Source organism: Rhodococcus sp. IEGM 1406 (assembly GCF_030056745.1).
GTDB lineage: Bacteria > Actinomycetota > Actinomycetes > Mycobacteriales > Mycobacteriaceae > Rhodococcus_F > Rhodococcus_F erythropolis.
Window position 1 is genome coordinate 196636 of record NZ_JASHKO010000002.1, and the last position, 11704, is coordinate 208339.

At 63.3% G+C, this 11704-nt stretch carries 9 protein-coding genes; 6 read left to right on the top strand and 3 right to left on the bottom strand.

Features of this window, described 5'->3' with window-relative positions; genetic code table 11:
* Positions 1 to 108: 108 nt before the first annotated feature.
* Positions 109 to 537 (bottom strand): PaaI family thioesterase, encoded by a 429-nt coding sequence (locus tag QM596_RS10270; protein WP_205906149.1) that lies wholly within the window; start codon positions 535 to 537, stop codon positions 109 to 111.
* A gap of 236 nt (positions 538 to 773) precedes the next feature.
* Positions 774 to 1556 (bottom strand): hypothetical protein, encoded by a 783-nt coding sequence (locus QM596_RS10275; RefSeq protein ID WP_020907762.1) that lies wholly within the window; start codon positions 1554 to 1556, stop codon positions 774 to 776.
* Positions 1557 to 1758: 202 nt separating this feature from the next.
* Between QM596_RS10275 and QM596_RS10280 the strand changes: the two genes are divergently transcribed.
* Genes QM596_RS10280 through QM596_RS10290 form a run of 3 tightly spaced genes read left to right on the top strand, consistent with a single transcriptional unit; the run spans position 1759 to position 5155 of the window.
* Positions 1759 to 3219 (top strand): FecCD family ABC transporter permease, encoded by a 1461-nt coding sequence (locus tag QM596_RS10280; RefSeq protein WP_019748453.1) that lies wholly within the window; start codon positions 1759 to 1761, stop codon positions 3217 to 3219.
* Entirely contained in the window at positions 3216 to 4307 is a 1092-nt protein-coding gene (locus QM596_RS10285) for a FecCD family ABC transporter permease (protein ID WP_019748452.1), read from the top strand. Before QM596_RS10280 ends, QM596_RS10285 begins: the two co-directional genes overlap by 4 nt.
* Positions 4304 to 5155 (top strand): ABC transporter ATP-binding protein, encoded by an 852-nt coding sequence (locus QM596_RS10290; RefSeq protein ID WP_020907760.1) that lies wholly within the window; start codon positions 4304 to 4306, stop codon positions 5153 to 5155. Before QM596_RS10285 ends, QM596_RS10290 begins: the two co-directional genes overlap by 4 nt.
* 10 nt (positions 5156 to 5165) lie before the next feature.
* On the opposite strand, the gene QM596_RS10295 is transcribed toward QM596_RS10290, so the two are convergent.
* On the bottom strand, positions 5166 to 7739 hold the full coding sequence (locus QM596_RS10295; protein ID WP_182261188.1) for a bifunctional lysylphosphatidylglycerol flippase/synthetase MprF: 2574 nt from the start codon (positions 7737 to 7739) through the stop codon (positions 5166 to 5168).
* 191 nt (positions 7740 to 7930) lie between these two features.
* Between QM596_RS10295 and QM596_RS10300 the strand changes: the two genes are divergently transcribed.
* The 3 genes from QM596_RS10300 to QM596_RS10310 all read left to right on the top strand — a co-directional run bounded on the left by QM596_RS10300 (position 7931) and on the right by QM596_RS10310 (position 11552).
* Positions 7931 to 8344, top strand: a complete 414-nt coding sequence (locus QM596_RS10300; RefSeq protein ID WP_003944876.1) for a BlaI/MecI/CopY family transcriptional regulator — start codon at positions 7931 to 7933, stop codon at positions 8342 to 8344.
* A 25-nt stretch (positions 8345 to 8369) separates the two neighbouring features.
* Positions 8370 to 9323, top strand: a complete 954-nt coding sequence (locus QM596_RS10305; RefSeq protein WP_003944922.1) for a M56 family metallopeptidase — start codon at positions 8370 to 8372, stop codon at positions 9321 to 9323.
* 261 nt (positions 9324 to 9584) lie between these two features.
* A complete protein-coding gene (locus QM596_RS10310) occupies positions 9585 to 11552 on the top strand; it encodes a DEAD/DEAH box helicase (RefSeq protein WP_283308883.1) in 1968 nt (655 codons plus the stop codon).
* The last annotated feature ends 152 nt before the right edge of the window (positions 11553 to 11704 follow it).

The following is an 11704-nucleotide window of genomic DNA, read 5'->3' on the forward strand; positions in this document are numbered from 1 at the left end:
GGTGCCTTGTCCCCACCGCCCCCCGGGGCGTCTGCACCCAACCGGGGGGGGGGGTGGTTGCTACACCCCCCCCCCCCCCCCTTCGTTATTCGATCGACTGCCGCGTGGTCAGTTTCCGATCTTCGCCACCTCGGTGATGTTCGCGAGGCGAACCTGCCCCTTGGAAACGAGTCGGCCGTTCTCGTCGGTGATGCGAACTTCCCAGAGTTGCTGGGTGCGTCCGCGATGAATCGGGGTGGCTTCAGCGGTGAGAATGCCCTCCCGCGTTGCGCGCAGGAAGTCGGTGTTGTTGTTGACTCCGACCACGTGTCCTCGCTCGCCCAGCCACACGGTGCCACCGACGCTGGCGAGAGACTCCACCACCGAGCAGTACACACCCCCGTGCTGTATCCCGGCGGGCTGGTGCAGCGTGGGCTTGACCGTCCATTGCGCCCTCACACGGTCTGGGCTCAGTTCGGTGTATTCCAGGCCGATGGTGGCGTCGAAGCCCGTCCCGAGCCGTTTCATCATCTCTGCGGTCTCAGCAGTGTCGACCATGCCATCTCCATCTGTGATTCTCTGGCGCCGGTGTGGCTGCCACTCCCTACCTGATTACACGAGAGGTAACTCGAGCTAGGAATCAGGTCTGGAAAAAGAACCGGCGGGTTTCCCATCATTCGATGGGAAACCCGCCGTGGGAAGGACCGGGAGTCTCTGCAGCCCTCAGGACTCCGGCGCGGTCCGGCAGTTTCGTCACTCTCGCGTCGTGTAGCTCTCTGCGAGGTGTTCCACAATCATAGGCAAGGCTGACCTAATTTAGCAAGCCCTTCGTCGAACTGGTTCCAACGAGGGCGTAGCGAGACCTTGCGGCGCGCACGAACCGGCAGCCCGGCGGCGACAAAGGCGTCCAGCAGTCCCTGCCCTCGACGCTGAGCGGCCGATTCGCCCTCACCGGCCAAGATGGGGACGTAGGCCGCTGCACCCAGGATCGACTCCCCTACCAGGCCCCAGAATCTGAACTGGTCGACGGGCGCACACCTGGCGACGGCGTCATAAATGGCTCGGAGTGAAGTCAGGCAACGGTGCGCGGTCCAGACAAGGAGCGCTTCTTCACACGGCATGTCGACGACGCCGTCACTGCCGGACTCCCGTCCGTTGGGCGCAACGCGCAGCGTTTCGTCGACCACGCCGGCCCAGTCGATCCCGCCGTCGCTGTCCATGTGGATGAACAGGTTCTCGAGCCCCGGGTCCCATGCGGACCCCTCGGAGACGATCGACGCGGCCACCCTGCCGACCACGGCATGAATAAGTGACGTGGCAACCTGGATCGCCGCAGCTTCGGCGCTGTCGAGATCTTGAAGTGAACGGGCGAACATCTGATGCACCCGATCCCCGCACAGGCCCTCGCTCAGTTGCCACCAACGCCGTTTACCTTCGCCCGCCATGGCGGCAACCGCGTAGACGCGCGGATAGTCAGGGTTGAGTGCTCGTAGGCGAACGCTGGTGCGGCTCAATGCGTTCGACCGGAGTTCGAATTCACGAACATCCGCATGCTGGGTGGTCAAGGTGATGGTCACCGTGCACTCCAATCGGCCGAAGTTGTCTTGTGGTTCTTAATGTAGGTTAGCCTCACCATAATTCAAGAGTAAAGAACTGTGACGCTGGGCACCGCATATTCACAGGAACGTCCCCCGCAGGAAGCGCACCCGCATAGGGTTCCGTAACCTAAGATGCGAATTCCCTGCGCACCAAGACCAGGAGCTCGAACCGCCAGTGACGATGATCAAATCTCTCGGGAACGGACATCCCCGAGGACCCAGCGAGACGTACGGACGGCGCATCGTGCCGCGCGGCCCCGCTCCTGTCCGAATGCGTGTCCTGGCTGGACTTTTCGACGCGGCGGTGTTCCTACTTCCGTTGATCGTCGGCTGGTACATCGTCCAGTCGCTCCGTGACGACAACGGTGGCGGCGAGGCCGATCGAGCAGTCTTCGGCGGGACAGCAATAGCGATCGCCGTCGGTCTCCTTGTGTGGAACCTCGGATTCCGTGAGGGGGCCACCGGTCGGACCTCGGGGAAGGGATGGGTTGGCCTGGTCACGCGTGACGCGACCACCAAACAGCCCATCGGTGTCCGCCGGGCTCTGCGCAGACCGTTCGACCGAAGCGGCATCGAGGTGGTCCGAGAAAGCACGGCCCGCGACGAGGGCTTCGAAGAACTCGCACGCGACAACAGTGTCGGTGCAACTCGCCGGCGCCGCCTGATCGGACTCGCGGTCCTCACCGTGCTGCTCGCGCTTGTGATGCTCGCGAGTATCGCGGTGGGTGCTCGTCCACTGACGTTCGCCGAGATCTTCCACGCGCTCTTCAATTCGGACGGAACTCAAACGGACATCATCGTGCGGACGTTGCGCGCCCCACGAACGATTTTGGGTCTTGTTGTCGGAATTGCACTCGGTATCGCCGGTGCCTTGATTCAGGGACACACGCGCAACCCGTTGGCGGATGCCGGTCTACTCGGCCTCAACGCAGGCGCGGCGTTCTTCGTGGTCATGGCGATCTACCTCTTCGGCTTTACGGCGCCGAGTCAGTACCTCTGGTTCGCGTTCGCAGGATCCTTCGTCGCCAGCATCGTCGTTTTCGGCTTGTCTTCCATCGGAAACGGCGGCGCAAGTCCTCTGAGTCTGGCTCTGGCGGGCGCGGCCGTCGCGTTCTTCCTGCAAGCCATGACCAACGCCGTGATAATCCTCGACCAGACGAGCCTGGACGCCTACCGTTTCTGGGTTGTCGGGTCGGTGTCCGGTCGCGGGTTCGACGTCCTCTGGCAGGTCCTACCTTTCCTGATACTCGGATTGGTCATCGCCTTGGCAAGTACGCCGGGGCTCAACGTCCTCAGCTTGGGTGAAGACGTCGCAAAAGCCTTGGGAACGAACATCGCGTTCAGTCGCACACTCGGCATCGTCGCGATCACCCTGCTGACCGGCGCCGCCACCGCGGCGTGTGGTCCGATCGCGTTCATCGGTTTGGTGGTCCCTCACGTAGCCCGGGCCATCACCGGACCCGACTACCGCTGGCTGGTCCCGTACGCGGGCTTACTCGGCGCGGTCATGTTGATCACCGCGGACATCATCGGCCGCGTGGTCGTGCGCCCTGGTGAGTTGCAGGTCGGCATCATCTTGGCCCTGTTCGGCGCTCCGTTCTTCATCGCTCTCGTACGCCGCAGGAAGTTGGCAAGTCTGTGACGCTCAAGCAGGAACTCCGGGTACTCCCCCGGACCGTCCCCTCACGTAAGTCGATCCGCCTCGGTGGATTCTCGCTGGTCTACCGCCCACTCGCGGTGTCGGTGAGCATTGCCCTCGCAGTTGCGCTGTTCCTTCTGCTTTGCATCAACATCGGGCGAGGCGACTATCCGATCTCGATCCCCGATGTCATTTCGGTCCTGCTCGGCAATGGCAGCAAGACACAGAACCTGATCGTCTTCGACCTTCGACTTCCTCGGTCGCTCACCGCGCTCTTCATCGGTATGGCACTCGGCATTGCCGGTGCGGTCACCCAGACGATTGCGCGCAATGCCCTCGCCAGCCCCGACATCCTCGGAATCACGGCTGGATCGAGTGCCGCCGCAGTGGCACTCATCGTACTCGGCGGGGGTGGCTCGTTCGTGGGACTGCTTGCCACACTGGGGATTCCGTTGGCTGCGCTCTGCGGCGGCCTACTGACAGCAGTGGTGATCTACGCCTTGGCGTGGCGCAAGGGCGTCGAGGGGTTCCGCCTCATCCTGATCGGTATCGGCATCAACGCCATGCTGGTGGCAGCGACGGGATGGCTCCTCATCTCGGCGGACATCAACGACGCTTCTCGCGCACAGGTGTGGCTCAACGGTTCACTCAACGGTGCCACCTGGAATCAGATGTGGCCGGTCGCAATCGCCGTCGCAGTAGTCGGCGGCTACGCGGTGATCGCATCGTTCACCATGGGAGCACTGCGGTTGGGCGACGACAACGCAACCTCACTCGGTGTTCGCTTGCAATCATCACAGGCCAAGTTGTTGCTTTCCGCCGTGGCACTGGCCGCCATCGCGACCGCAGCAGCAGGTCCGGTCGGCTTTGTCGCCCTGGCTGCGCCACAGGTCGCCATGCGTCTGGTGCGCTCCGCCGGCCCGCCCATCGTGGCTTCCGCGCTGACCGGTGCTGTACTGGTGGTAGGCAGCGACGTCATCGCTCGAACAATTCTGCCTGTGGAACTCCCCGTCGGAATCGTGACTTCCGCACTGGGCGGCCCGTTCCTGCTCTACCTGTTGGTTCGTAACAATCGGAAGGTCACAGCATGACCACCATCGCCCAGTCCACCGATGCTCCTTCGCGTCTCGTCGCGCAGAATCTGACGCTCGGGTACGGGGATCGCATCATCGTCGACGGACTCGATCTCGAGATCCCCACCGGCGTGATCACGACGGTCATCGGACCCAACGGTTGCGGCAAGTCGACGCTCTTGCGCGCGCTCGGTCGTCTGCTCAAGCCAAAGGGTGGATCGGTCATCCTCGACGGCAAGGCGATCAGTTCGATGAAGACCAAGGAAGTCGCGCGGGTGCTCGGAATGCTCCCCCAGACTCCGGTTGCGCCGGAAGGGCTCACCGTCGCCGATTTGGTCTCACGTGGGCGCCACCCGCACCAGTCGTGGATCAGGCAGTGGTCCGCGGACGACGAGGGCGAGGTAGCCGAAGCGCTCGAGCTGACCGGTGTCTCGGATCTCGCCGATCGGCCCGTCGATCAATTGTCCGGCGGTCAGCGTCAGCGAGCCTGGATCTCGATGGCTCTCGCCCAGGGAACCGACATCCTGCTTCTCGACGAACCGACTACCTATCTGGACCTCGCACACTCGATGGAAGTCCTCGACCTGGTGGATCAACTCCACGAGGAAATGGGGCGCACCGTGGTGATGGTTCTGCACGACCTCAATCTCGCGGTCAGATACAGCGATCATCTGATCGTGATGCGCGACGGCGCCGTCGTCGCTTCTGGTGTCCCCAAGGACATCATTTCCGCGGAACTTCTGCTCGAGGTGTTCGGTCTCGAAGCCGCGGTCATCGACGATCCCGTCTCGGATCGGCCGCTGATCGTTCCGATCGGAACCCGGCACGTGTTCGGCGCCGTCGGCGGGCCGGCAAAGCCTGCGTGACGATCGCGAATCAGCGACCCAGAATCGTCCGAACGAGTTTGAATCCCTGACCGATCGTCACGGTCGGCAGGTATGCCCGTCCGACCGCGTTGCCGATGCTCGGCAACGCGGCTGGATCGGCGAATGTCATGTGCATCGGCACGTACCGCGGCTGGAACTTCGATTTGAAGGCCAGCAGCGATCGAAATCCGTACACCGGTTCAAGGGTGCGACCGAGTAGGTCGAGCACGCTGTCCATCATCGCCGAGAAAGTCGTGGCCTCCGGTTCGTTCGCATTCCTCTCGGAGTCACCGGCGATTGTTGCCAGCGGTGCACCGGACAGACTGAGGAACTCGACGCCCTCCTCCTCCAATTTCAGTGCAGCGGAAGCGATGAGGAACTCCATCGCGGGACGGAACCCTTCGGAGCGTCGCCTCATGAAGTCGAGTGTCCACCCGACGACTTTGCCGTCGCGGTACACCGGTAGCCACGACGTGACACCGTGCACGGTGCGATCCTCGTCGACCGCGATCAGGCATCGCACTTGTTCGTCGTCGACCTCGTCGAGTCCGCCGAGGGTGAATCCCATCTCGGGCATCCCCTTGTCCGCTACCCACTCCTCCGAGATCGCTACTATCTGATCCTTGATCGCGAGAGGTGCATGAGGGAAGGAAATCCACTCGGCGGTGATACCGGACTTCTTCGCCCGGTTCAGTGCTGTGCGCACGTCCTGGAACCGCTTTCCTGTGAACGCGACTTGTCCCAGGTCGAGCACGGTTTCCTCGGCGACCTGTAGACCGCTCCAGCCCATCGAATCGGTGATGGTTCGGGCGTCGTCGGTCACGGAATAGAAGCAGGGAATCCAACCGTTCGACGACGCGAACTCGGCGAACCCCTCGATCGCCGCGCGCATGCGATCTGGAGGACCGACCGGATCACCGGTGGTGAGAGCAACGCCGGCGATGACGCGATACGCGACGTAACTCGAACCGTCCGCGCTGAACCAGTACGTGTTCCCCTTCCACGTCGTCATCCACGACAACGGGCTGCCGGTACCGGCGATCAACATGGATCGCGCTCGTTCGGCGGCTTTGGGATCGGCGGTCTTGACCGGCTTGAGGAAACTCACGAATACCAACACGGCGGCAACGCCCCAGAACACGACGCCGGTCCACTCGAAGAGCAACGTCGACTCGATGTCCACGGGAAGCAGGCGCGGGTCGATCAACTGCAGGTACACCGGCGGTACAAGGCGCTGTGGGAAGTCCGCGAGCAGCAACGTGACCGTGGGCTCGCGGTCGAACCCGTGCCTGGCGAGCATTCCGCCGCCGACGTAGATCACGGCGAGGACCGCGAGCAAGGTCACGATCGCAGCACCGAGACGTCGATACGTCTTGGCCGGGGCCGCGACGTCGAAGTATCGACGTGTGGCGATCAGCAGGATCAGCACGAAGAGCGGTGTCAGGAACGGCACCAGAGTTCGATACACGTTCGGATCGCTGATTCCGTAGAACAAGCTGTCGCTGTCGACTGCGTCGACGAACCTGATGACGAAGTTCCCGATCGAGAGGACGAGTAAGACGACCTGAGCACAGACAGTCGCAATCCAGGCGAATCTGCGGCCACGACGGAGCCCATCGCTCAACACCAGCACAAAAATCGACGGCATCAACGAGAGCAGAGTCGGCCCGATCCCCGAGAGTCTCAGCTCGAGGAGGCCGCGTCGGCAGTCCGGATCCGACGCGGATTCGGCGCACAGCTCACGTACTTCTGCGACAGTCCAGGGAACACCACGGAAGAGATCGCGGAGTACGGCGAGTGGGCCAACCGCCTGTGGGGACAGCGCGGCGATCATCGGGCCGATCGCACTTGCCGCGACGACGATGGCGACCAGGACGCGGCCCTCTCGCTGTGTCCCGGCGATGCGTTCACCGCGAGCCGATCGTCCGACGATCCACTGTCCGATGACCAAACCCACCACAGCGGCAAAGAATCGGATGACATCTTGCAGCTGACCACTGAACAGGGCCAAGGTGATGGTCAAAGCCAGGGTTCCGACGCGGATGCGGCGACGCCACAATGTCCCCATGTTCGAGCTGGCGGCCATCGCGGCGCCGACGATCCACGCGCTCGCGCCGACAGCGGAGCCGACATGGAGGCGGAACCCCCAATTGGAGTCGAACACTTTCACGAAGGATGCCCAGCCGAGCCCGAGCAGAACTCCCAAGATTTGAGTGCTTGCGCCGGCGATCGCCAGCTTGATCGTTCCCATCCGCCGTTCGAGAGGTGCAGCGACCGCAATCAGGAGCACGCTCGCGCCGATGTACCCGAGCAGGTTTCCTGCCCACAGCGCGGAGCTCAGTGGAATCCAGACATGTCCGTGCTGGATCGAGCCCATTCCCGCACCGATCGTGTGCTCGAGATCGCGGGACGGTCCGTGAACGATGCTGCCGGTTACGGCGCCCAGTATCCACATGGTGAGAAGTAGGACGACCGTCAAGGGTGCGTCGCGAATGCCGAAACGGATGATGCCGGCAGCTTTCTGCGTGACTACCCGCGCCCGTGATGTCGATTCTTCGGTGCCCGGCGAACTGTCGATCGTCATCTACGTGCGGCTACTTTCTGCGGATCGACTGTTGGCTTGCAATTATCGGGCATCGTCATCGTCGGGACTTTGGTCGTCTCACACCACCGTAACCGTCACGCAGATCACTATGGCCAATACCACACCCCCACCGAGGCGGTTACTACTACCAGTAGTACGTATTTCGTCGTGGAAGTCCGTAGAATCGAAGAATGGCAGGTCTAGGTGAACTCGAACGCGCGGTGATGGATCATTTGTGGTCCACATCGGAACCGCAAACTGTGCGACAGGTGCATGAAGCACTCGCGACACATCGCGAATTGGCGTACACGACGGTAATGACCGTTCTGCAGCGCCTGGCGAAGAAGCATCTGGTGATTCAGCAGCGTGACGATCGCGCCCATCGCTATCTTCCCGTCAACAAGCGCGAAGAACTGGTCGCGAGCCTGATGGTCGACGCTCTGGCCCAGGCTCCGGAGTCCGGCGGTCGCGCTGCGGCACTCGTCCACTTCGTGGGACAGGTCAATGCTGACGAAGCCGATGCTCTCCGCGAAGCGCTCGCTGCCCTCGAGGTGCGCGAGTCCGCGAAAAAGGCTGCGCAGCCCGGAATTTCTAGGCCGAACTGATTTCGTCGTGCATGATGTGTAGGACATGAACGCCACTACTGCACTGGTTTTCGGACTGCTTGCCTTGTTGCTGGCCGGTCCGGTTCCCGCACTCCTGAGCCGCTCCACGTGGCCTTACCGCGCTCCACGCGCGGCGTTGGTTCTGTGGCAAGCCGTCGCGATTGCTGCGGTGCTGTCGGCATTCAGCTCGGGCCTGGCCATTGCCAGCCAGCTGCTCGTTCCCGGCGCTGACGGTAGGCCGACGACGGCCCCGACCGCCGAAATCGATGCACTCGGGCTCCCGCTGTGGATTCTGTACGTGGTTGTTTTTGCCCTGACGCTTCTGATCGGCGCGAAGCTGATCTTCTCGATAATCCAGGTCGCTGTGAGAACCCGACGTCGCCGTGCACGTCACCGCGTGTTGGTGGACCTTCTCGACGACTGCGCCATGCCCGCGTCGGTGGAACGCACACCCGATCTGCGGGTGCTGGACGTGGACGAACCGATCGCATACTGCCTGCCAGGTCTGCGCCAACGCGTGGTTCTCAGTCAAGGCACTCTGCAGAACCTCGATCATGCCGAGGTCAAAGCAATTCTGACGCACGAGCGTTCACACCTGCGAGCTCGTCACGATCTGGTCCTCGAGGCTTTCACGGCCGTCAACCACGCGTTCCCCCGTTTCGTCCGTAGCAAGTCGGCTCTGGGATCGGTACAACTGCTGGTGGAGTTGCTCGCCGACGATTCAGCTGTGCGGGCTACCGGTCCCACTCCCCTCGCGCGGGCACTTGTCGCGTGTGCGGGATCGACGGCACCCCGCGGAGCGATGGCAGCGGGCGGCCCGTCGACGCTCATCCGAGTGCAGCGCCTCTCGGCCGACGATGCAGATCCCCGCATCGCAGTTTTTGCGTATCTCGGGGCGGTCGCGATTCTCGTTGTTCCCACGGTTGCGGTGGCTGTGCCCTGGCTCACCGAACTTCGACTGCTTTTCAACGCATACTGAGTCTTGACCTGCGCAACCCCGTGTAGTAGTGCAGGTCACAGGCGGGGCTACCTGACTTCGGTGTCCCCGGTGGCGTAGAGTGGACCACGGCCACCATCGTGGTCCGTCAACATATAACGGCACACAGCCCAATTCCCCGCAGTATGCGTTCGGATTGCCAGGTGACATGTGCCCTGGCTCGTCCCTTTGCGAACTGTGTCGTGTATTTCAGCATGGCTTCTTCCGCTCCGCGACGTGCCCGTAGTCCGGAGAGGTTTCCGCGTGACCAACGCTGTCCAAATGTCGTCTTCCGAGAACATCGAAGACCCCACCGTCAACACCCCCGCTGCCGAAGAAGCAGTCGCCACCGAGCCGGGTATCACCTTCGCCGAGATCGGCCTGCCCGAGCAGCTTGTTGCCGCATTGGCGCGCAACTCCATCACCGTCCCGTCCCCCATCCAGGCGCAGTCCATCCCGGACGCGCTCGCCGGAACCAACGTTCTCGGCCGCGCGCAGACCGGATCGGGTAAGACCCTCGCCTTCGGCCTGCCGATGCTGACCCGCCTCTCACGCCACGAAGATCGCCCGGCCGCAAAGCGTCCCCGCGCACTCGTGCTCGTCCCCACCCGTGAGCTTGCTTTCCAGGTGGTCGACTCCCTCAACTCCTACGCCGGCGCACTCGGACTCACGGTTCGTCCCGCTGTCGGTGGAACGCCGTTCGCCAAGCAGGTCGATCAGCTTCGCCGCGGCGTAGACGTCCTCGTCGCAACGCCGGGTCGTCTCGGCGACCACCTGCGTCAGGGCACCTGCATCCTCGACTCGGTGGAAATCACCGCGCTCGACGAAGCCGATCAGATGGCGGACATGGGCTTCCTGCCCGAGGTTCGCTCGATCCTCGGCGAGACCCCCGCAGACGGACAGCGTCTGCTGTTCTCGGCAACCCTCGACCGTGAGGTCCAGTCGCTGGTTCGTCAGTTCCTGGCCAACCACGTCACCCACTCCACCGAAGACGGCCGCGCAAGCGTCGACACGATGGAGCACTACGTCCTCCTCGTCGATCGTGGGCAGAAGGATTCCGTCCTCGCCGAGATCGGTGCCCGCGACGGACGCACCATCATGTTCGCCCGCACCAAGCTCGGTTGCGAGGGAATCACCGACCGCCTCCGCGCAGTCGGCATCGCTGCCGAGTCGCTTCACGGCGGCAAGGCACAGAACCAGCGCACCCGCGTCCTCGAGCGTTTCAAGAACGGCCGCACCCCGGTCCTCGTCGCAACGGACGTTGCAGCGCGCGGTATCCACGTCGACGGCATCGACCTCGTCGTTCACGTCGATCCCCCGGCCGACCACAAGGACTACCTGCACCGCGCTGGTCGTACCGCTCGCGCCGGCGAGAAGGGCACCGTTGTCGCCATCGTGCTGCCCAACCAGAAGCGTCAGTTCAAGCGTCTGACCGGAATGGCCGGCGTCAATGCCGCAGCCGTTGCCGTCACCCCGGGTTCTGCTGAACTTGCTCGCATCACCGGCGCCAAGAAGCCGACCGGAGAACCCTTGCGCGAGAGCTCTTCTCGTGGCGAGCGTTCCTTCGGTGATCGTGGCGGAAGCCGTGGCGGCTACCAGGGCAACCGCTCTTCCGGCGGCTACCAGGGCAACCGCTCTTCGGGTGGCTACCAGGGCAACCGTGACGGTGAGAGCCGCGGCGGATACCAGGGTGATCGCTCCAGCGGTGGTTACCAGGGCAACCGCGACAGCCGCCCCTCGACCGGATACCAGGGCAACCGCTCTTCCGGTGGATACCAGGGAAGCCGCGACGGCGAGAGCCGCGGCGGATACCAGGGCAACCGCTCTTCCGGTGGATACCAGGGTGATCGCTCCAGCGGTGGTTACCAGGGCAACCGTGACAGCCGTCCGTCCTACGGAGACCGCGACAGCCGCCCGTCGACGGGTTACCAGGGCAACCGCTCTTCGGGCGGATACCAGGGAAGCCGTGACGGCGAGAGCCGCGGCGGATACCAGGGCAACCGTTCGTCCGGTGGTGGCTACCAGGGCAGCCGCGACAACAACCGCTCGTACGGCGATCGCGACAGCCGCCCCTCGACCGGTTACCAGGGCAACCGCACTTCCGGTGGATACCAGGGCAACCGCGACGGCGGCGACAACCGTGCAGCCTCGACCAGCGGTGGCGGCTTCCGCAGCCGCACCGACCGTCGTAGCTATGACGGATTCGACGGCCCGAAGCGCGAACAGCGGTAATACCTGCGCTGAGCTGCGGCTCGACAACTGAACACTGAGAACCTTCCGGCTGTGCCGGAAACTGTATCGAGACGGATGCAGGTCACTGCAATTAAAGTGATCTGCATCCGTGTTTTGTATGCACGGTCTGAATGTTCACGCGCGTCGCGGCC

Coding starts and splice junctions, on each gene's coding strand:
- QM596_RS10270 (WP_205906149.1), bottom strand. CDS start 537: ATGGTCGACACTGCTGAGACCGCAGAGATGATGAAACGGCTCGGGACG.
- QM596_RS10280 (WP_019748453.1), top strand. CDS start 1,759: ATGATCAAATCTCTCGGGAACGGACATCCCCGAGGACCCAGCGAGACG.
- QM596_RS10290 (WP_020907760.1), top strand. CDS start 4,304: ATGACCACCATCGCCCAGTCCACCGATGCTCCTTCGCGTCTCGTCGCG.
- QM596_RS10295 (WP_182261188.1), bottom strand. CDS start 7,739: ATGACGATCGACAGTTCGCCGGGCACCGAAGAATCGACATCACGGGCG.
- QM596_RS10300 (WP_003944876.1), top strand. CDS start 7,931: ATGGCAGGTCTAGGTGAACTCGAACGCGCGGTGATGGATCATTTGTGG.
- QM596_RS10305 (WP_003944922.1), top strand. CDS start 8,370: ATGAACGCCACTACTGCACTGGTTTTCGGACTGCTTGCCTTGTTGCTG.